Source organism: Salinisphaera sp. Q1T1-3 (genome assembly GCF_003602005.1).
GTDB lineage: Bacteria > Pseudomonadota > Gammaproteobacteria > Nevskiales > Salinisphaeraceae > Salinisphaera.
Genome location: NZ_QZWD01000001.1, coordinates 194,898 through 214,504 on the forward strand (window position 1 = coordinate 194,898; position 19,607 = coordinate 214,504).

Below are 19,607 nucleotides of genomic sequence, written 5' to 3' on the forward strand. Positions count from 1 at the left end.
CCGTCATGACCCGCTCCCCGCGTCCAGTCGCACAATCCGCCGCCGGCCACTTCTTTCGTGGCCGTATCACAGCCTGTGTCTGCCTTGTTCTGGCGCTTTTGGTCGGGTGGTCGAGCGCCATGGCGGCGAGCAGCCCGGATGTGGTGCGCATCGGTTACCAGAAAGGCAGCATTCTCACGCTGCTCAAGGCGCGAGGCACACTCGACGCCACCTTGAAAAAACGCGGTATCGACGTGCGCTGGGTGGAATTCGCGGCCGGCCCGCAGATGCTCGAGGCCATAAACGTCGGCAGTATCGACTTTGCCACGGTCGGCGATGCGCCGCCGATATTTGCGCAGGCCGCCGGCGCCGATCTGGTCTATATCTCGCGGACACCCGCCAATCCGCAAACGGAGGCGATTCTGCTGCCGCCGGACTCGTCGATTCACTCGATTGCCGACCTGAAAGGCCGGCGCATCGCACTGAACAAGGGCTCGGACGTGAATTATCTGGTAGCGGCAGCGCTTGAACGGGCTGGGCTTAAGTACAGCGATATCAAGCCACGCTACCTCACGCCGAGCGACGCCCGTGCAGCGTTCGGTCGAGGCGATATCGATGCCTGGGCAGTCTGGGATCCGTACTACGCCGAGGCCCAGGCCAACGCCGGCGCGCGCGTCCTGACCGATGCACAGGACATCGTGCCGCATTACAGTTTCTATCTGTCGTCCCGGACGTTTGCCGAGCGACATCCCGATATCGTGACGCTGTTCAACCACGACGTGGCGGATCTGTGTCAGTGGACGCCGCGCCATGCAATGCAGGCGGCCGATATCCTGTCGCGCGCCACGGGGTTATCCCCGGCCGTCTGGCGAAAGACGATTGCACGCCACGATTACGGACTCGAACCGATGAGTCCATCCGTCTTCAAGGCACAACAGAAACTGGCGGACACCTTCTACGACATCGGACTGATTCCGAAGCCCGTTACGGTGGCCGCCGCGCGCTGGCAGCCGACAAACAAATCCCGGATCGAATCGACGAATGAGTGATTCAGTCGTCGATCACTGCTGTAATATGCCGATCCCGATATAAGCCTAACTTCATATCGGGATGCGCATATGGGAATGGACGAGTCCTGACCGCGGGCTCGGTTTCTGGGTAATCGCGCGCGATCAAGCCGGGGGATCGGTATCCGCCGAACGTTCAAAACCATTGAAAACGCACGTTCACAGCGTACGCGGGTTGGCGTGCGCGGAATGAATCAACAGGGAGTCCGATACATGATCAAGATCCACCGGCCGGGGTGCCTGCTGCTTGCCGGCACTGCAGGCCTCGGCATCGCGATGAGCCAGACGGCGATTGCCGCGAACGAGCCCAGCAATGCCGATCTCGCCAGACTGGTACAGCAACAGGCTGCCCAGATCCAGCAGCTCAAGCAACGCCTGCAGGCCGTTGAGCAACAGGAAAAAACAAGTCGCCAGACGTCGGTCGCAGCGACCTCGCGCCCGGTCAGTGCGAGCGATTCGCGCAAGAACGCACCGTCCGTGCCGGACGGCCAGGCCGCCAAACCGGCGGCATCGGAAGGCAACGACGCCGGAAATGCAACGCTGTCCAAACGCGTCGCGGCCCTCGAATCACAGGGTCTCAAGGTCGACTGGTCGGATGGCGCGCCGGAATTCTCGAGCGCGGACGGGCAGTACAGCTTCGGCATCGGCGGCCGGGTCCAGTACGACTTCTCCACGACGAGCGGCTCCCGCTACGACGGCGCAGGCGACGAGGCCAACCTGAATTCGCGCAACATCACCGGCACTGAATTCCGTCGTGTGCGTCTGGATGCCCACGGCCAGATCACCGACCCGATCCTCTACAAGGTCGAACTCGATTTCGCCGGCAACGACGTCACGTTGCGTGATGCCTATCTGGCTGCGCAGAAGAAATTCGCACTGGGCAAGGGCACCATCTATCTCGGCAACAAGCGCGCCGATCTGGGGCTCGATGCGGGCACATCCTCGAAATGGACCTGGTTCACCGAACGCAACACGGTGGCCAACGCCATTCTCTCGGAGGCCGGCACCTACAACACCGGCGCCTTCGGCTCGTTCAACGGCCATGATTGGCATTATTCGCTGGGCGTCACCAAGGGCGGCACAAGCACATCCAACCGCGCGTCCAACAATTTCGAGATCGCCAGCCGTGCCCACTGGGATCCGATCGATACCGGCAACACCATCGTCCATCTGGGCGTGAACGGTTTCTATGAGGATATCGATCGCGAACGCCAGGATCGCATCGCCAGCAACGAGATCATCGCCGGGCATTACAACGGCAACCTGCGCGTGGCCAGCGCCGCCGTCGACGATCCGAAAAGCAGTCATGCGTTCGGTTTCGAGCTGGCCGGGCTGACCGGGCCGTTCGCGGCGGGCGCAGAGTGGGGACGGCGCGACATCGAATCCCGTAATGGCCCGGGCACGCACTACACGGCTTATGCGGGCCAGGTCGGTTATTCACTCACTGGTGAAGCCTTCGGTTACTCGACGAGTCAGGGCGTCTGGACACATCCGGATGTCGCGCATCCGGTCGGCCAGGGCGGTTGGGGCGCCTGGCAGCTCGTCGCACGCTATCAGGCGCTGGATTTTCAGAACAGCGGCCAGTATCGCGGCGGGACCGGGCACGCGACGAGCGTCGGCCTGGACTGGTATCTCAACGATTGGGTCCGCGGCATTCTCGACTATAGCCGCTGGCAGACGAACAACCGTATACCGCTCGCCGGCACGCCGGACGACGGCTATTACGGCGCCGATGACGGGAACACGGTCAACGCGCGGGCACAGATCGTGTTCTGACGCCGATACGGCCTGGTTGCGAAAGCCTTCGCGGTCCACTCTCGCGGGGGCTTTTTTCGTCGACCGCCCCACCCACGGCATAGTCGAATTCACGAATAGCAAATCGACAAATCATATTTCTGGATTCAATACCGTTTGGTTATTTTCGTCGGCAACTAAATAACCGAATGTGAATCTCCGCCCGATAAGCGGTCAGCATTCGGTTGATGTCTCGATATAACGAATGGTGTTTTGATGCCCACGCGTATTCTGAAGAACCTCGGTGTTCTGTCGTTCGTCACGCTGGCCGGCGTGGCGTCTCTGCCGGCGCAGGCCGCCGACCAGAACCTGCTCAATGTCTCGTTCAGCGTGACCCGACAGGTCTTCCAGGCCTATGACCCGGTGTTCGCCAAATACTGGAAGCAAAAAACCGGCCACACAGTCGACATTCACGATTCCTACGGGGGCTCCGGCAGTCAGTCTCGGGCTGTGATCGCCGGTCTTGATGCCGATGTGGTCACCCTGTCGGCGGCCGCCGACATCAACGCCATCGCCGACAAAACCGGCCTGATCGCGAAGGACTGGCGCACACGGCTGCCCAATGACAGCTCGCCGTATTACACGCCGGCCGTGTTCCTCGTGCGCAAGGGTAATCCGAATATTCATGGTTGGGCGGACCTGACCCACAAGGGCGTTCAGGTGATCACGGCCAATCCGAAGACGTCGGGCGCGGCCCGCTGGAACTTTCTTGCCGCCTGGGAATGGGCCGCGAGAAAAGGCGGAGACGAGGCCGCGAAAAAATACGTCACCCAGCTCTACAAGAACGTGCCGATGCTGCCGGCCAGCGGACGCAAGGCGACCACCGCATTCACACGTGGCGGTACGGGCGACGTGATGATCACGTACGAGTACGAAGCCAAACTCGCCCAGAAGAATTTTCCGGGCAAGGACTTCCAGATCGTGTATCCGAAATACACGATCAGCATCCAGCCGCCGGTCGCCGTCGTCGACAAGACCGCCAGACAACACGGCACGACCGAACTCGCCCAGGCCTATCTGAAGCATCTCTGGAGCGATGAAGGGCAGCAGATCATCGCCGACAATGACCTGCGTCCGCGTAACGAAAAGATTCTGGCGGCCCACGCCAAGGACTATCCGAAGGTCGAGACATTCACCGTGCCGGAAAAGTTCGGTAGCTGGCGTCAGGCCCAGAAACGGTTCTTCGACGAAGGCGCGATCTTCGATCAGATCTATCGCGCCCCGTGATCATCGATAACGGATCGTTCTGATGGCCATTCTGCTACGACGAGGCAATCCGTTGCCGGGTTTTGTTCCGGCAACGAGCCTGACCCTGATCTATCTCAGTCTGCTGGTGCTCATCCCGCTCGCCGCTGTCGTGCTGCGAGCCGCCGGTCTGAGCGGCGCTGAATTCTGGCGCGTGATCACCTCACCCGAGGCCATGGCGTCCTATCGCCTGACTTTCGGCGCTGCATTCACGGCCGCCGCCCTGAATGCGGTGTTCGGGTTCATCGTGGCCTGGGTACTGGTGCGTTATTCGTTTCCGCTACGCCGCGTGCTCGATGCCCTGATCGATCTGCCGTTCGCCTTGCCCACGGCTGTCGCGGGCATCGCCCTGGCAGCGCTCTACGGCAGCAACGGGTGGTTCGGCAAATCGCTGGCAATGCTCGGCATTCAGGTCGCTTATACGCCGGTCGGCGTGTTCATTGCCCTCATCTTCGTTGGCCTGCCGTTCGTGGTGCGCACGGTCCAGCCGGTCATCCAAGAGCTCGAGACCGAACAGGAAGAAGCGGCCGGCAGCCTGGGCGGGACCCGCTGGCAAGTCTTTCGTCGTGTCATCCTGCCGGCGCTCTGGCCGGCGGTCGTTACCGGTTTCACGCTGGCGCTGGCCCGTGGCATCGGCGAATACGGCTCGGTGATCTTCATTGCCGGCAACGTCCCGGGCGTGTCACAGATCACGCCGTTCGTCATCTTCACCCGGCTCGAGGAGTTCGATTATCCGGCCGCGAGTGCGATTGCGGTCACGTTGCTGGCGATCTCGTTGCTTCTCCTGCTCACGATCAACGGTCTGCAACAATGGCGCGCTCGCCGCGAGGGACGGGGATGATGGCTGATATCACGGCCAACGCCGGGCGCGTCGTACCGGCCTCCGGCAATACGCGCGTGGCCCACCGGGCCGCTGCCGATGAGCCGATCTGGGTGCGCCGATCACTGATCGGCCTCGTATTCGTCTTTCTGGGGGTATTTCTCGTCGTGCCTCTGGCCATCGTGCTTTCCAGTGCGCTGTCTCAGGGCTGGGCGCTCTATGCCCGGGCGGTGACCGATCCGGATACCTGGTCGGCGATCGTCCTGACGCTCTGGGTCGTGGCGATCACCGTGCCGCTGAACACGCTGTTCGGCATCGCGGCGGCCTGGGCGATCGCCCGTTTCGATTTCCGGGGACGCAGCGTGCTCACCTCGCTGATCGATCTGCCGTTCTCGGTCTCGCCGGTGGTTGTCGGGCTGGCCTATGTTCTGGTTTTCGGCCGCGGCGGCTGGCTCGGTCCATGGCTCGGCGCGCATGACATCCAGATCATATTCGCGATGCCGGGCATGGTGCTCGTGACCATGTTCGTCACGGTGCCGTTCGTGGCCCGCGAGCTGATCCCGGTACTCGCCGAACGTGGTCAGGAAGAGGAAGAGGGCGCCTTGTCGCTCGGTGCCTCGGGTTGGCAGACGTTCTTCCGCGTCACGCTGCCGGCCGTGAAATGGGGGCTGTTGTACGGCGTGGTGCTGACCACCGCGCGCGCACTCGGCGAGTACGGCGCCGTGGCGGTCGTCTCGGGACGCGTTCCCGGCGAAAACGAAACACTCACGCTGCGTGTCGACATGCTCTACGAGAACTACCAGGCCACGGCTGCGTTCGCGGTGGCCTCGCTGCTGGCGGTGATCGCCCTGATCACGCTCGTGCTCAAGACCTATCTCGGCGACCGCAAGGACAACGCCTGCCCGTTATCGGCCGGCGCGCCGGATTCATAGAGACCTGCAATGAGTATCCAGATATCCAATGTGTCCCGGGCTTTCGGCAATCACCGAGCCCTGGCCGACATCAACCTGCGCATCGAGCCCGGTGAGCTGGTCGCGTTGCTCGGGCCGTCCGGCTGCGGCAAGACCACGCTGCTACGCATCATCGCCGGACTCGAGCAGCCGGATCAGGGCACGCTCGAACTCGAAGGCCAGGATGTGGTTTCGCGCCACGTGCGCGATCGCGGCATCGGCTTCGTTTTTCAGCATTACGCGTTATTCCGGCACATGAGCGTGTTCGAGAACGTGGCCTTCGGCCTGCGCGTTCGGCCACGCCGGACACGCCCGATCGAAACCGAGATCCAGCGGCGTGTGCATGAACTGCTCGAACTCGTGCAGCTGGACTGGCTGGCCGATCGCTATCCGCCACAACTCTCCGGCGGGCAGCGTCAGCGCATTGCGCTAGCCCGCGCTCTGGCAGTCGAGCCGCGTGTACTGTTGCTCGACGAACCCTTCGGGGCGCTGGATGCCAACGTGCGGCGGGATCTGCGACGCTGGCTTGTCCGGCTGCATGACGAGTTGCACGTCACGAGCGTGTTTGTCACGCATGATCAGGAAGAGGCCATGGAAGTCGCCGATCGGATCGTGGTCATGAACCAGGGTCGGATCGAACAGTACGGCACGCCCGATGAAGTTTATGAAACCCCTGCCACGGCGTTCGTTTCGCGATTTCTGGGAGATGTGAACCTCTTCCACGGACGGATCGAGCAGGGTCAGTTGCACACGGCAGCCTTCGGCGCCCGGGCGACCGCCACGCCGGCCGGCGAGGGCGCTTCGGTTCAAGCGCATGTGCGGCCGCACGAGCTGCGCCTGCGACGCGATGCCGGCCCGAATACCGATCTGCTGCCCGTGCGTATCCGCCGGATTCGCCCCCTTGGCGCTGATGTCCGTATCGAGCTCGATGCCGAAGGCGAAACCGGGCCGATCCAGGTCGTGTTGCCGCGTCACGAATACCGGCAGCAGGCGTTTTCGGAAGGCGAGCAGGCTTACGTGGAGCCGACACAGCTCCACGTCTTCGACGGCGATCAGAAACGCGCCTGAACGCGACGCGCCCCAGGGCCTGTTGATGTTTCGTGCGAGTCCGCGCCCAGTGCGCCCTGAAATTGACGATGGGCGGCAAGACGAGGCGTCGTGCGCGCCGTGCCGCCATGCTGCATCCGCGGGCTACAACGCTGGATTGCCGTCGTATTCTTGATTTTGGGGCGCTTGTCCCTTCGGGTGGGCCGCCCATGAAAAATCGACGATGGGCGCCCGGCAGCGTTGCGAGCCTTGCCGGACACACGGCGGTCTCTCGACGAAAAGGCGCTCGAACGAAACCTCACAGGCCCTAGACTGCCTCGGAACGGAACGAGGCCACGATACGACGGACCAGACGATCAACATCAATCGCCAGCTCGGGCACGGCCGTATGTTCCCATACATCGCCCCGCGACCGGACACCCAGCACATGCAATCGCGCGGCCAACGGCTTCAGCCCGAGCCGGTGCGGGGCGACCGTGGCTCGGCCGGTCGCAAGGAGCTGTCGCAGCAGGGCGGTGTCGGGATGGTTTGGATCGGTAACCAACCCCGTACAGTTGACAACCCGGGCCGCGGAGAGCGATGAGCCTTCCGCGCCGGCACGTGGCCGCAACGTGAGCGCCAGCCGATCATCCGGCGCCGGATCGCAGGCCAGAAGTCTGGCGGCGACAATCCGCAGCCGGCCACTGGCACGCAGGCGTTCCACGCGACGTGCGACTTCGGGGGCGAGGCGGTGACGACAGATATCCCAGTAGGGCCGGGCATGTCGCAGCAACCGCGCGCGTATTCGCGGGTCCAATGCCTGCCAGATGGCATCGGCCTGTGCGCGCAGCTCGTCACTGACGCGGCGCCAATCGCCGGTAGTCTGCATTCGGGCCCGCACCGCCTTCATCAGCGCGACCGCCGAATGGAGCGGCCAATCGGAGACGGGCGCCGGTGCGGCTTGTAGACTGGCGTCGGCGGCAACGGGGGCATGTGCGGCCGGCACCAGGCCGCGTCGCGAGACCGCGATGATGGGGCCGCGATGGCCTTGTCTATCGAGTTCGATGATGCCGTCCATGGCCGTCTGTCCGGTACCGATCAACACGATGGGATCGTCGCGTTGTGTTGCGGCGACATGCCAGGCCCCCGGCGCCCAGGGATCGGCGTGATAACCCGGATGGTCGGCGGCATCCCTCATGGCGACCGGTGTACGCGGCCGCTCGGCGCCGACGGCGAGCACGACGTGTCTTGCCCACGGCACCTGCCCGCTGCGGCATCGCACCTGCCAATACTCGGGCGATGAACCCGGCTCTATCGCCATCGCTTCATCGAGCCGCACCTGCAAGCCGGCGCGTCGGGCAGCCGCGAGACAATCCGCGAGATAGTGGCGATACCACGCACGCGGCAGGAAGTCCCGATCATCGACGTCGTGGCCGAGACGACGCACGAACTCGACGAATTCCTGTGGCCGATCAGGGCAGGCTGTCATACGCACGGCCGGCGTGTTGAGCTGATGCATCGGGCCGGGGTGTCGATAGGCCGGCCCGAAGAACGCCTCGCGTTCCAGGACAAGCACCCGCCGCTGCGGCTGCGCCATGAGCAGCCGTCTCGCGGTCGCGATCCCGCAAAAGCCGCCGCCGATGATGATCACATCGAACTCGTCTGTCGCTCTCAACGCCATCAAACGCTGCCCGTCTCGAAAGTTGCAGCGCCCTGAGGGCAATATGTGCGCCATGTCGAAAACCGCGAAAACACGCGTCGGCGTGGCGCGAAGCGTCATATAAGACACCATGTGCCGTCACATGGGACGCTTCTTGTCATATACGACAGACATGCTGTGGTGCGTTATCGATAATCGCCCGCGGCAAGCCCGTGTTTTCGCAGCCGTGCTCGCAGGGTGCTCGGGTTGATGTCCAGCAATTGCGCAGCACCGCCGGGGCCGTGGACACGGCCCCGGCAGTGGCGCAGTGCAGCGATGATGTGTTGGCACATCGCCTCGTCGAGGCTCATCCAATCGGCCGCATCGTCGTCGAGCGGCTCTGCGCACATCGGGCGGGCGATTTCGGCCTCGCCGGCGACGGTCGTCGGCATGTTGAAACCGAGCGCACGCGCTAACGCAAGTTCGCGACCGTCGCCCAGAATCGCGGCACGCTCGATAACGGCCATCATCTCGCGCACGTTGCCGGGCCAGTCATAATGTCGGAGCATCACCATATCCGCATCGCTTGGCAGCACCTCGGGCAGACCGAGGCGCCGTGCGACCCGGCGGGCGATGTGCTGCGCCAACTCGGCGATATCGTCGGCGCGATCGGCCAGGCGTGGAATCCGGATTGGAAAAATGGCGATGCGGTACCACAGATCGGCCCGGAACTGCCCCTGGGACACCATGGCGACCAGATCCCGATGGGTCGCCGCGACGATGCGGACATCGCTGCGGATTTCCTGTTCGCCGCCAACGCGCTGGAACGTGTGATCCTGCAACACGCGCAGCAGCCGGACCTGGGCCGGCAGTGGCAGCTCGCCGATCTCGTCGAGAAAGAGGGTGCCGCCATCGGCGCGTTCGAACCAGCCGCGCCGATGGCGTATGGCGCCGGTAAAACTGCCTTTTTCGTGGCCGAAAAGCTCGGAATCGATCAGTTCGGCCGGGATCGCACCACAGTTCACACGAATGAAAGGCGCCTCGGCACGGGACGAGCGATCATGGATGCTCCGGGCGATGACTTCCTTGCCGGTACCGGTCGCGCCAAGCAGCAAAACCGTTGTATCGGAACCGGCCACGGCGTTGGCCTGGCGCATCGTGTCACGCAGCCCGCCGTCCTCGCCGACAATCCGATCGCGCAGCGTATGCCGCCCAAGGCGTTGCAGCAACGATTCACGATCGGCATCGATCCGGGCGCGTAACTGGTCGAGCTCGGCGCTGCGTCGATGATTGCGAAGCGCCTGGGCAAGCGGGGCGAGGGCAGCATCCCGCAGGGCAGTCTCCGAACTCGTCCGAGGCTGATCCGGCGATATGTCCGCAATCGCGAACCCGTCGCCCGAGCCGTCAGCGAGGCGAAACACGAGTCTTCGCCGGCCCGTGCCGGGGGAACCGAAGACTGACAGGGCACCCGCCGCGGCGTCAGCGGACAGGGCATAGAGATCGTGTCGTTCGAACGAAGCCGCAAGCGCCCTGATCTGTTGCGCGTCCAGATTCGCGTTGACAGAGACGACCTCGCCAATCCCTGACATGGTCTCCAGACGCCGGTTCTCACTGTCGAGACGGTCGATTCTCAGACCACTCACCACGAATGCTTCGGCGAGAATGTCGTGGATGCGCGGCAGCACCTCGTCGAGCCGCGCGTGCGATGCCACGGCCTGCCAGACGCGCACGGCCTGATCGTGCGATGGCGCGACGGCGCCGCTTGGCCGCGGGGCGTGTATGACGGCGTCTCGATGTGTTTCGCGGTGCTGTGATGCGGCCGCCGACTCGGATGACAAGACGTTCATGCCAGCGCGCGCGCCGGCCAGGATAGAGGCGCCCGCGCGGGGTCGAGCCGACCGGCATGAGCAGCCGCGCAGTAGCGGCCGGTCGCCGCCATAGCCGCCGGTCGCTCGCACGGTCCCTGATACAGGAGTGTGCCGCGCCGATCGTCGCGCGCGACTTGCCAACCCTGGCCACGCAATGAACCGCCGTGCACGGCCACCGGGAGACCGGGCAGATCCAGATGCCAGCCCTGCGGCCCGACCAGAGGCGGGGCATGTCCACAGATGGCAGACGCAATCACACGCGCTTCTTGCCGCAGCATCCGTTCGTCCGTCAGATCGAATCGCTTGGGCGTGGCCGTGCAGGCATCGATGGCATAAATCGCCGGATCGCTCGTGCGCCCACGCGTATCGACACAAACGCCGCGACGTGTCGAACGCAGGCCGGCCGCCATGGCCAACCGGGCATCGCCCGGCACCCGATCGGCCCAGATCATATGATCGACATTCAGGGCAGTTCCGTCATCCAGGCTGATGGCTACCGGGCGCTGCACCGCCTGGCAGCGCACGATACGACGCGCCCCGTGTATCACCACATTGGGATGTTCGAGGGCCTGCAGAATCCGGCGGGGAAGCGGGGCGGGCAGTTGGGTCTCAAGCGGTGTCTCCGTCGCCAGGATCCACTCGACTTCCACGCCGCTCCGGCTCAACAGCTCGACCACGCGGCAGGCCAACCCCTCGTGACCGTAGACGGCGACGTGTCGCAGTCGTCGATTGTCCAGTCGCTCGAGCAGCGTTCGCGCGCCCGAAAACGTGGCAGCCTGAATGCAGCGGGGCTGTTCGTATCGGAACGCGGTTCTCGCACGGTGCCCGGTGGCCAGGACCGCGGCTGAGTAATCGATCGGGGCATGCGTGGTCATTGCGCGTCGGCCCGTGCGATCGAGACCGAGGACGCGCGTGTGTGCATGCAGTGTCACGCCCAGCTCCTGCGGATCCACATGGCCGTGCTCGAGCGCCAGACCCGGCGCATGCGCCGTCGCCAGATAATTCTGGGGCTGGGCATAGCGAATCTGGGTGCCATCATCACCACTGACCAGCGTCAGCGGCCGCTCACGGTCGAGCCGGCGGATCTCGTCGGCCACCGCCCAGGCGGTGGCGCCGCCGCCAATGATCAGAACCGACGCGTCGGTACGTGCGGGTGAAATGCCGGTCATGTCGAAACCATCCATCCTCAGGCAGATTCCGCGATCGGCTCGGGCACCGGGCCCGCACTCGGCGTGGGGAATATCCGGGCATCGAGCCAGCGCACGCTGCTGATCCAGAGCCCTAGATAATCGATCCCGGCACCCCGATTGACGATATGGAAGACCTGTCCGACGGCATCGAACAACACCAACCGGTTGTCAACCGGGACCACCGAATCGAGCAGGCGGGTAAAGGCCCGGTCGGTCAGCAGGCCCGGGTATCCGTGGGCCAGCGGCCGCAGGATCTCGTGAACCAGATGCCAGGTGTCCGAATGGGCCGGATCGCCGATGGGCAGATCGAAACTTCCGTTGTGCATCAAATAGATACCGCGATCAATCTTGAACGGATGAGCATTGCAGGCGCTCACGGCGCCGTAGGTCTTGCGACGCAGATGGATTGCCAGTTCGGAATCGCGATGACGGCGAAGAAACGTCATGGCACGCGTCGAATCGACCGCTACATGACGTTCGACGACGGTTTCGCCCGACGCAGTACGGCCCATCACGCCCCAGCCATCGGCGTTGTAGATCGCCGCCGCCTCGATCAGCGTGTCCGGAACGGCGATGCCTGCCGGCTTATGTATCAGTACGCACATCGTGTTCATCCTCGACTTTGCCGACCAGAACCTGGGTTGCCTTGAACAGACCGACCGCCGGATCGCCGATCCGCAGGCCCATCGCGTGTAACGAACTCGTGGTCACGACGGCCGACATCACGCCAGCCGCCGTTTCGATCTCGACTTCCGACATCACGGCGCCGGCGTGGATGTGAATCACACGCCCGCGAAACTGATTACGGGTATTGATCCGATGTCCGCTCATCGAAAAATCGCTCTCGTGATGGAAATAGAAAAGGGCCCATGACAGGCCCGCGAATGCGGACGCGTCGGTGTCCGACGCGCCGAGGCCTGAACCAGATCAATCGTCGACATCAATGGACATTCGACGACCACACAACAGTGCGACGCCGCAACAACCGCGACAAATAACCGGCTGGCCCGAGCGGCATATCAGTAGAGCGGGCATCCATTGGGCTTGCATAGGCTTCGCCAGAATCGTGTATGCCGCGACAAATGCGGCGGCCGAACAACGGGCCGAAATCGAGTCTCAAGATAGCCAGGGCGCCTTATTACGTGAATGAAGAAAACACGCTTTGTTAATCGCGAGATTGGATAAGGCGAGCGGCGCCGATCGGCAATATGTCTTCTGCGTGACGCGCCGAAAAGCCAGATCAGTCGGTCAAGGCGGCTACCAGAAGAACGCCTTGATCGACTTCCGTGGACGGGCAGCTGAGCGCATCGCGCGCAGCGATACAAAAGCGCCTCGTAGCGAACGATGAATCACAAACCATCGGTCAACCCACACGAGCCGTGGAGACGGCGCGATCTCAACCGTTGAGGCTGTGGCTGATTCATTCGCGCGCAGCTCCACACGGCAATCCCGCGCCACGACACGGGATAACGACATCCGCGCCGAAACCGCTTCGAGGGGCAAGCATGAACAAAGCCCGTGTGATCGGGCAGACCGCGTCAGACGAGCGCAGAGATATGAACAGAGTTCTCTGGATGACAGTTGGTGGCCGCCCAACAGAGCCGCTGCAACGCTGTCACCAATGGGTGACCGGCAACGGTGTCCATACATTATTTAACATAATATACATTATGCGCAGTTATAAAGCGCTATCGAAGACGACTGCATACAGCCTCGCGCGACCATCACACGGCTCGATCTCTCTGAGCCCGCGCGCTCAAACGCCGTCGTGAAAGCGGATGCTGCGCGCCTGCTGGCGCGCGTTGCTTCTTGTCGTCCGCGGATCGCCCGTGCTGGCTGGCGTCGCAAGCACGCGCCCTGGGTTGGCCACTTCGTCGTAAGTCACGGCGAACGCTGGGCGCCCACTGGGATGCCTCAAACATGTCTCAAACCATTGAGTATTCGAGTTAGCGAACTCCGGCGGCTGCCTGGAGACGGCCAAACGTAGAGCGTGGTCGCCGTTGGTGTTTGGTTCGCATTGCGGGTCCACTCGCCACAGAGGAAGCGCAGGTGCTTCGCTTTGCTTCAGGAGATCGATCGCCGTCACGACGAGCGCGGTTCCGAGTGATCAGACGCATCCAAAGTCGCGGGCGCGAGAGACGACTTGCTCGGAAACGGCCCATCAACCTGACTGACGTAACCAAAAACGAAAGCCACAACCAACCAATAACACTCCAGGCCAAGACGAAGGCCTCCACCCAAGCGTAATCGTTTTAACGGCGCTCCCATTGTCACAACGCATCGTGTTCGCTCGGCAAATTCACGATCAGAAAACATAGCGAGTCTAACGGCTGGTGTCTGACGCCTTGAGCGCGGTCGAAAACTTTGAACAGACCTTCGCGAAATCACGCAGCCACTCTGGCCCATACTGAACGCGACCGCCCTCGTCCATGAACGTCATCTCAAGCGCTATGGGCTTTTTTTCAAACGGATACGATGACTTGTCACCTCCAAAGACCAAACAAACGCCGCCCTAAATTGTGACCGCTCTATGCAGGGCCGGATCCGGGATTGGATAACCTAATACGCTATTATCTCTCGCCCATGGCGTTTTGAATCCAGAATTTCGAATTGAGACGTCTTTTTACCGTGAAAAATTTCAATTTATCTACTTTTCTCGTTCGATCAGCGCATAGGCCGAGTGATTGTGAATGGACTCGAAGTTTTCGGAGGCAACGCGGAAATATCGAAAACGCTCATCCGTTTCCAGCCGGCTTGCGATGTCACGAACCACGTCCTCGACGAATTTCGGATTCTCGTAGGCGCGTTCGGTCACCGCTTTTTCATCGGCGCGCTTGAGCACACCGAACAGCTCGCTGGAGCTTTCGGCTTCGGCGATCTCGATCAGCTCCTCGGTCCAGAAAGATGCTTGTCGCCCTCACCCGGATCGTGACCAATGAACGCTGATTGTGAGCGCCGTACGCGGAGATATTCTTCGAGCACGGACACAGCGTGCTCACCGGCACCCTAACCTCGACAGACATGTCGGTGTGCCCGGCGACCCGGTCGCCGATGAAGGTGACTTTGTAATCCATGACGCCTTTTTGCCCGGTTACCGGTGCATACTTGTCGATGAGGTACGGGAAGGCGATTTCGACGTGGGCATTGTCGGATTCGAGCCGCTCGGTGATCTCGATGAGCATCGTCTTGAACGATGTCGGCGTGATCTGATGCTCATGCGCGTTCAGAATGGCCACGAAACGCGACATGTGGGTGCCCTTCAACTCACGTGGCAGGTTCACGTGCATGCCGAACGTCGCCACCATGGACTGATGACCGCCGCCGCGCTGGGCGACCGTGACCGGATGCTGGATATCGCGGATACCCACTCTGTCGATGGCCAGACCGCGCGTATCCGGGCGCTTCTGGACATCTGGCATGGCGTGCGGAGTCTGTCCCGAGGGGGGCGTTTCGGTGATTTCTTCTACTGCCATTGTCATCGCCTGTGAGTGTTCGCTGTCGTGGTCATCGTGGATCGCATCCGAGCGTCATCCGGGGGCGTGAAAAATGCGTTCACGCGTTTCGGCGTCGGTTTTGACGTCGGCACAGGTGGTTGCCGTCGGCCGGGCCAGCAGTCGCGCGATGCCGATCGGTTCGCCCGAGATTTCGCACCAGCCGTAATCGCCCCGGCGTATATCGCGCAACGACGCATCGATCTTCTCGCGGAGTTTGGCTTCTCGATCGCGCAGGCGCAGATCCAGCCATCGTGATTCCTCGATCAGCGCCCGATCGCCTGGATCGGCGATCGTGCCGCTATCGTTGAGCCGTTCTCGGATATCGCGCTCTCGCTCCAGTACTTCTCCGCGAAGCGACAGCAATAACGCACGAAAGAATCGTTGCTGTGCTTCGTTCATGTACTCGGAATGCGGCATGGCGCGGATTTCGTCTTCGGTCATGGGCCGATACCTATTGATGTACGGGCATGCCAGCCAACGCCCGCGGTCTGGAGGCTCAGGCGCATCGCTGATGTGCTTGATGCTCGATATAGTATGTTATAACATAATAATTTCAATGGTCAGCCATGACGCGAACTGCCGTTTGCACGGCCCGTAGCGTGTCTTTTGTTTATCCGTCGGCCCGCCCTTTGATGACCGCCGCCTCCGGACGATGTCCAGAGGCGGTCATGTCGAGGCCATGTCAGTCCCCGTTTGCATCCGCGTTCACGCGACCCTGTGATTGCCTTGAACGTCCGCGAGCGGCCCATTGTTCGAGATCAGTTATGTCCAATATCCGCCGCCTGACCCGATCGACTCTCGCGCGCGGCGCCTGGTTCAGAGTCTGTGCTGTACTGCTGATTGTCATGCCCCTATGGAGTGCGGTGGTCTGGGCGGTCTCGTTGCCATGAGTGAAACCGCCGTCACGTTGCACCAGGTGACCGTTGCCTACGACGGCCAGCCGGCTCTGGAGCGGGTGTCCTGCGAGATCCCGCGGGGGCAGCTCACCGCGATCGCGGGCCCGAACGGCGCCGGCAAATCCACGCTACTCAAGGCGCTGACCGGCGAACAGCGTTTGAGCGGCGGCACAATCGACTGGCACGGGTTGGATCGTCGCGATATCGGCTATCTTCCCCAAGCCGCCGCAATCGATCGCCAGTTCCCGCTCACCGTAGCCGATATGGTCAGCCTGGGCACCTGGCGGGAAACAGGTGCCTTTCGCGGGATCGCCACCGCCTCGGCTTCGCGCGCGGCCGAGGCCTTGTCCACCGTCGGCCTTTCCGGATTCGAACGTCGTCCCATCGGGGTCTTATCGGCCGGACAGTTCCAGCGCGTGCTGTTCGCGCGTCTGCTGGTCCAGGCCGCCCCCGTCATCCTCCTGGACGAACCCTTTACCGCGATCGATGCCCGGACTGTGCGGGATCTGTTGGCCATCATTCACCGCTGGCATGCCGAAGGCCGCACGGTCGTGGCGGTTCTGCACGATTTCGACCAGATTCGGGCGCATTTCGACAACACGTTGCTTCTGTCTCGCCAAGTGGTCCACTGGGGGCGGAGCAGGATCGCCCTGTCGGCAGACAATCAGCGTCGTGCGCGCGAATGGGCCGAGGACCGGGACGAAGACAGCATCGTCGATATCCCGGCACGGCAAACGGTTTGATGACGGCCTATACATGGCTCGTCGAGCCGTTCGTGCAGTACGGGTTCATGCGGCGCGCGCTGGTTGCATCCGTTGCCCTGGCGGTGAGCACCTGCCCGATCGGGGCATTGCTCGTGCTGCGCCGCATGACCTTGATGGGGCATGCCCTGTCCCACGCCGTGCTGCCCGGTGCCGCGATCGGATTTCTGATCGCCGGCTCCCTGTCGTTACCGCTGATGGGAATCGGCGGGCTCGTCGTCGGGCTGGCGATCGTGCTGCTGTCGGGCTGGATCAGTCAGACCACCACACTCAAGGAGGACACCAGCTTCGCCACGTTCTATCTGACATCGCTGGCGTTCGGTGTGCTGATCGTCTCTCTGTGGGGGTCGAATATCGACCTGCTGCATATCCTGTTCGGCACGATACTGGCGATCAACGCCTCAGCGCTCTATACGGTCGGCGGGATTGCCACCGTCACCCTCGTGGGGCTGGCGCTGATCTATCGGCCGCTTGTCGTGGAGTGTTTCGACCCGGGCTTTCTACGGGTTGTCAACGGGCGAGGCGGCACCTACCACCTGCTTTTCCTGCTGCTCGTGGTCGTCAATCTGGTGGCCGGTTTCCAGACGCTCGGCACGCTCATGGCCGTCGGCATGATGACGATACCGGCCGCCACCGCCCAGCTGTGGTCGCGCACTCTGCCCGCCATGATGACGATCGCCGCCGTGCTCGGCATGGTTTCCAGCTGGATCGGGCTGCTCTTGTCGTACTACGTCAACGTCGCCTCCGGGCCGACGATCATTCTCACCGCAAGCGCGATGTTCTGTGTTTCGCTGCTCGTTCACCCGGCCGGAATCGCCACGCGTCGGCGCCACCGCGCCACCGCAGCCGGCTGACATGGCTGATATTTCTCGAGTTTCGCGCATGCTGGAACGCCGTTTCGTCATCGCGCTGATAATCGCGCTTGGGCTGGCCGGCTACGGTGGCACGGCAGCGGCTCGTACCGTGGATGCGGTGGCAAGCTTTACCGTACTTGCCGACGTCGTGAAGCAGGTCGGCGGGGACCATGTCGATGTCAAGAGCCTCGTCCCGCCCAACGGCGATCCGCATACCTATGCGCCAACACCACAGGACTCGAAAGCCCTGCAACGCTCGGACGTGGCGTTCGTCAGCGGCGACGGCCTCGAGACGTGGTTCTCGCGCCTGGCGGCGGCGGCCGCCGGTGGCAAGTCACCGGTCGTGGTCTCGAAGGGGATTGTCACCCATCAACTGGCCGAGAACGGCCATGAAATCACCGCCCCTCATGTCTGGAACAGCGTCGAGAATGTTCGTATCTGGGTCAGGAACATCAGGAATGCACTGATCCGGGTCGATCCGGATCATGCCGACACGTTTCGGGCCAATGCCGCGCGTTATGACAACAAGCTCCAGGCGCTGAATGCCGAGATCCACGCCGCGCTCGCCCCGATCCCGCGCGACCAACGCAAGGTGCTCACCGACCACGACGCATTCGGCTACTACGGCCGCGAATACCACGTCACTTTCCTCGCCCCGGTCGGACTATCGACCGCCAGCGAACCCTCGGCCCAGACCGTGGCCCGCCTGATCGACCAGATCAGAAAAGACCATATCCAGACTTATTTCATCGAGAATTCCAACAACTCACGACTGGTCGAGGAAATCGGCCCTGCCACCGGCGCCCGCCCCGGTGGCGCGCTCTACCCGGAAGCGTTATCGGACGAAGACGGCCCGGCGCCGACGTACATCGCGATGATGCGACACAACACCCAACTGATCGTCGATGCGCTGCGCGAATCTCGGGGCGACGCAGCGTCGTGAGTTCGGCCCGGGCCTCGGCAATGCCGAACGACTAAAGATTGTTCATCGGCCCATTGTGTTGGCCGGGGCGGCGCCTGCGGCAAGACAAACGGATCCACGGTTCGCGATACCGGGCACGCCCGACGTGTCGCCGAGGCGTTCGCATACACGGGCTCGGCCTGCCGCGTCCCTGATTCGGTCTGCTGGATCGGGCGCTCAGATTGGAGTCGGCGGCGAATCTTGTTGTTTTTGACAGGCCTGACAGACGCCACGGATCTCGATCGAAGAGTGCGCCGCAGCGAATGCCGTGGCGCGGGCGGCCTCGTGGATGGACCGATCCAGCGTCGGACTCGTCATCTCTTGTACGGCGCCACATGAGTCGCAAATGGTGAATGTCTTGACGCCGCGATGATCCGTGTGTGGACAACTGCATACGACGAATGCATTCACGCTGTCCAATCGATGCACCAGGCCGCGCGCGACCAGCCTGTCCAGTGCCCGATAGATCTGCGACGGAAATCGCAGCCCGTCGTCGCGTACCGCTGCCAGCACCTGATACGCCGTCAACGGTTCGCCGGCCGCGATCAACGCGTTCATCACTCGTGTCAGGTGATGTGTGCCGCGTTTTTTCGATTTCGTTGCTTTCATGGTGGCCACCGAGGAATACATGACGACGCTCCGGCGACGCCCCGGCTGATCCGACAGCGGATCAACACGTCAGCCGTGTCGAGGCGCGGGTTCTGTCAGACGCTCGGTTGGTTTGCGTCATCGGCCGGCACCCTAGCTCGTCGGTCGAGCAAGCCGCACCAACGCGTGGCTGGTATGTCGCTCGGCGACGCAGCCCGGCATCTGCGGGGCCATGCGTGCCAACAAGCATCGGCGTCTCGCCTCGGTCAATGACGATACGACCGCTTGCGAGAGACACAGCACGCGTTCGTGTTGTTTCAAGGAAGCGCGAAGCGAGCCAACTCTGTTAGTAAAATTATGTTATAACATAACTTATATCATCGAAAACATCACCCTCAGTGTCGGGCGTTGCGGACTCCCCTCCGCTCTCGATGAATTTGTCAGAACAAGGATCCATGAAACCGACGACTATCTG

18 protein-coding genes and 1 pseudogene are annotated in these 19,607 nt (G+C 62.6%); 11 read left to right on the forward strand and 8 right to left on the reverse strand.

Annotated features, from left to right (window positions below):
* Window positions 1-5 precede the first annotated feature (5 nt).
* From D3260_RS00805 to D3260_RS00830, 6 genes are all read left to right on the forward strand, one after another.
* The gene (locus D3260_RS00805; protein WP_120096618.1) at window positions 6-1,028 is read left to right on the forward strand and encodes a sulfonate ABC transporter substrate-binding protein; all 1,023 of its coding nucleotides are present in this window, start codon (window positions 6-8) and stop codon (window positions 1,026-1,028) included.
* Window positions 1,029-1,259: 231 nt separating this feature from the next.
* On the forward strand, window positions 1,260-2,822 hold the full coding sequence (locus D3260_RS00810; RefSeq protein WP_158583330.1) for an OprO/OprP family phosphate-selective porin: 1,563 nt from the start codon (window positions 1,260-1,262) through the stop codon (window positions 2,820-2,822).
* 234 nt (window positions 2,823-3,056) lie between these two features.
* Window positions 3,057-4,067 carry a sulfate ABC transporter substrate-binding protein gene (locus D3260_RS00815; RefSeq protein WP_120096621.1) on the forward strand — a complete coding sequence of 337 codons (1,011 nt, stop codon included), beginning with the start codon at window positions 3,057-3,059 and terminating at the stop codon, window positions 4,065-4,067.
* 22 nt (window positions 4,068-4,089) lie between these two features.
* Window positions 4,090-4,926: a sulfate ABC transporter permease subunit CysT gene (cysT, locus tag D3260_RS00820; RefSeq protein WP_120096622.1), complete on the forward strand. Its 837-nt coding sequence runs from the start codon at window positions 4,090-4,092 to the stop codon at window positions 4,924-4,926.
* Window positions 4,926-5,837 (forward strand): sulfate ABC transporter permease subunit CysW, encoded by a 912-nt coding sequence (gene cysW, locus D3260_RS00825; RefSeq protein WP_120096918.1) that lies wholly within the window; start codon window positions 4,926-4,928, stop codon window positions 5,835-5,837. The genes cysT and cysW overlap by 1 nt, the downstream gene beginning before the upstream one ends.
* A gap of 9 nt (window positions 5,838-5,846) precedes the next feature.
* On the forward strand, window positions 5,847-6,923 hold the full coding sequence (locus tag D3260_RS00830; RefSeq protein ID WP_120096624.1) for a sulfate/molybdate ABC transporter ATP-binding protein: 1,077 nt from the start codon (window positions 5,847-5,849) through the stop codon (window positions 6,921-6,923).
* A 286-nt stretch (window positions 6,924-7,209) separates the two neighbouring features.
* On the opposite strand, the gene D3260_RS00835 is transcribed toward D3260_RS00830, so the two are convergent.
* Complete coding sequence (locus D3260_RS00835; protein ID WP_233543898.1) at window positions 7,210-8,478, reverse strand: FAD/NAD(P)-binding protein; 1,269 nt, start codon at window positions 8,476-8,478, stop codon at window positions 7,210-7,212.
* On the opposite strand from D3260_RS00835, the gene D3260_RS17615 reads away from it, so the two are divergent.
* Window positions 8,477-8,665 carry a hypothetical protein gene (locus tag D3260_RS17615; RefSeq protein ID WP_199671321.1) on the forward strand — a complete coding sequence of 63 codons (189 nt, stop codon included), beginning with the start codon at window positions 8,477-8,479 and terminating at the stop codon, window positions 8,663-8,665. The two genes, D3260_RS00835 and D3260_RS17615, sit on opposite strands and share 2 nt — an antisense overlap.
* Before the next feature lie 61 nt (window positions 8,666-8,726).
* Here D3260_RS17615 and D3260_RS00840 read toward each other — a convergent pair whose 3' ends face one another.
* The 5 genes and pseudogenes from D3260_RS00840 to folE2 form a co-directional block, all read right to left on the reverse strand.
* Complete coding sequence (locus tag D3260_RS00840; protein WP_199671298.1) at window positions 8,727-10,250, reverse strand: sigma-54-dependent Fis family transcriptional regulator; 1,524 nt, start codon at window positions 10,248-10,250, stop codon at window positions 8,727-8,729.
* Window positions 10,251-10,363: 113 nt separating this feature from the next.
* Window positions 10,364-11,572 carry an FAD-dependent oxidoreductase gene (locus D3260_RS00845; protein WP_120096628.1) on the reverse strand — a complete coding sequence of 403 codons (1,209 nt, stop codon included), beginning with the start codon at window positions 11,570-11,572 and terminating at the stop codon, window positions 10,364-10,366.
* Window positions 11,573-11,574: 2 nt separating this feature from the next.
* On the reverse strand, window positions 11,575-12,183 hold the full coding sequence (locus tag D3260_RS00850) for a class II glutamine amidotransferase (protein WP_233543899.1): 609 nt from the start codon (window positions 12,181-12,183) through the stop codon (window positions 11,575-11,577).
* A complete protein-coding gene (locus D3260_RS00855; RefSeq protein WP_120096630.1) occupies window positions 12,164-12,409 on the reverse strand; it encodes a molybdopterin-binding protein in 246 nt (81 codons plus the stop codon). Before D3260_RS00855 ends, D3260_RS00850 begins: the two co-directional genes overlap by 20 nt.
* Before the next feature lie 1,816 nt (window positions 12,410-14,225).
* Window positions 14,226-14,946: pseudogene (gene folE2 / locus D3260_RS00860) on the reverse strand (GTP cyclohydrolase FolE2).
* Between folE2 and D3260_RS17715 the strand changes: the two are divergent.
* Window positions 14,890-15,066: a hypothetical protein gene (locus tag D3260_RS17715; RefSeq protein WP_233543921.1), complete on the forward strand. Its 177-nt coding sequence runs from the start codon at window positions 14,890-14,892 to the stop codon at window positions 15,064-15,066. The pseudogene folE2 and the gene D3260_RS17715 sit on opposite strands and share 57 nt — an antisense overlap.
* 39 nt (window positions 15,067-15,105) lie before the next feature.
* On the opposite strand, the gene D3260_RS00865 is transcribed toward D3260_RS17715, so the two are convergent.
* Window positions 15,106-15,513 carry a TraR/DksA C4-type zinc finger protein gene (locus D3260_RS00865; protein WP_120096632.1) on the reverse strand — a complete coding sequence of 136 codons (408 nt, stop codon included), beginning with the start codon at window positions 15,511-15,513 and terminating at the stop codon, window positions 15,106-15,108.
* A gap of 445 nt (window positions 15,514-15,958) precedes the next feature.
* On the opposite strand from D3260_RS00865, the gene D3260_RS00870 reads away from it, so the two are divergent.
* From D3260_RS00870 to D3260_RS00880, 3 genes are read left to right on the forward strand one after another with little or no spacing between them, the layout of a single operon-like run.
* Window positions 15,959-16,711 carry a metal ABC transporter ATP-binding protein gene (locus D3260_RS00870; RefSeq protein ID WP_120096921.1) on the forward strand — a complete coding sequence of 251 codons (753 nt, stop codon included), beginning with the start codon at window positions 15,959-15,961 and terminating at the stop codon, window positions 16,709-16,711.
* Window positions 16,711-17,583, forward strand: a complete 873-nt coding sequence (locus tag D3260_RS00875) for a metal ABC transporter permease (RefSeq protein ID WP_120096633.1) — start codon at window positions 16,711-16,713, stop codon at window positions 17,581-17,583. Before D3260_RS00870 ends, D3260_RS00875 begins: the two co-directional genes overlap by 1 nt.
* A gap of 28 nt (window positions 17,584-17,611) precedes the next feature.
* Complete coding sequence (locus D3260_RS00880) at window positions 17,612-18,526, forward strand: metal ABC transporter solute-binding protein, Zn/Mn family (RefSeq protein WP_120096635.1); 915 nt, start codon at window positions 17,612-17,614, stop codon at window positions 18,524-18,526.
* 195 nt (window positions 18,527-18,721) lie between these two features.
* On the opposite strand, the gene D3260_RS00885 is transcribed toward D3260_RS00880, so the two are convergent.
* Entirely contained in the window at window positions 18,722-19,174 is a 453-nt protein-coding gene (locus tag D3260_RS00885; protein WP_199671300.1) for a Fur family transcriptional regulator, read from the reverse strand.
* Window positions 19,175-19,607: the final 433 nt, after the last annotated feature.

Bases quoted from the DNA above. Each gene is read 5' to 3' on its own strand.
- D3260_RS00805 (WP_120096618.1), top strand. From the start codon at position 6: ATGACCCGCTCCCCGCGTCCAGTCGCACAATCCGCCGCCGGCCACTTC.
- D3260_RS00810 (WP_158583330.1), top strand. From the start codon at position 1,260: ATGATCAAGATCCACCGGCCGGGGTGCCTGCTGCTTGCCGGCACTGCA.
- D3260_RS00815 (WP_120096621.1), top strand. From the start codon at position 3,057: ATGCCCACGCGTATTCTGAAGAACCTCGGTGTTCTGTCGTTCGTCACG.
- cysT (WP_120096622.1), top strand. From the start codon at position 4,090: ATGGCCATTCTGCTACGACGAGGCAATCCGTTGCCGGGTTTTGTTCCG.
- cysW (WP_120096918.1), top strand. From the start codon at position 4,926: ATGGCTGATATCACGGCCAACGCCGGGCGCGTCGTACCGGCCTCCGGC.
- D3260_RS00830 (WP_120096624.1), top strand. From the start codon at position 5,847: ATGAGTATCCAGATATCCAATGTGTCCCGGGCTTTCGGCAATCACCGA.
- D3260_RS17615 (WP_199671321.1), top strand. From the start codon at position 8,477: ATGAGCAGCCGTCTCGCGGTCGCGATCCCGCAAAAGCCGCCGCCGATG.
- D3260_RS00835 (WP_233543898.1), bottom strand. From the start codon at position 8,478: ATGGCGCAGCCGCAGCGGCGGGTGCTTGTCCTGGAACGCGAGGCGTTC.
- D3260_RS00845 (WP_120096628.1), bottom strand. From the start codon at position 11,572: ATGGATGGTTTCGACATGACCGGCATTTCACCCGCACGTACCGACGCG.
- D3260_RS00850 (WP_233543899.1), bottom strand. From the start codon at position 12,183: ATGTGCGTACTGATACATAAGCCGGCAGGCATCGCCGTTCCGGACACG.
- D3260_RS00855 (WP_120096630.1), bottom strand. From the start codon at position 12,409: ATGAGCGGACATCGGATCAATACCCGTAATCAGTTTCGCGGGCGTGTG.
- D3260_RS17715 (WP_233543921.1), top strand. From the start codon at position 14,890: ATGACCGCCGCCGCGCTGGGCGACCGTGACCGGATGCTGGATATCGCG.
- D3260_RS00865 (WP_120096632.1), bottom strand. From the start codon at position 15,513: ATGACCGAAGACGAAATCCGCGCCATGCCGCATTCCGAGTACATGAAC.
- D3260_RS00870 (WP_120096921.1), top strand. From the start codon at position 15,959: ATGAGTGAAACCGCCGTCACGTTGCACCAGGTGACCGTTGCCTACGAC.
- D3260_RS00875 (WP_120096633.1), top strand. From the start codon at position 16,711: ATGACGGCCTATACATGGCTCGTCGAGCCGTTCGTGCAGTACGGGTTC.
- D3260_RS00880 (WP_120096635.1), top strand. From the start codon at position 17,612: ATGCTGGAACGCCGTTTCGTCATCGCGCTGATAATCGCGCTTGGGCTG.
- D3260_RS00885 (WP_199671300.1), bottom strand. From the start codon at position 19,174: ATGTATTCCTCGGTGGCCACCATGAAAGCAACGAAATCGAAAAAACGC.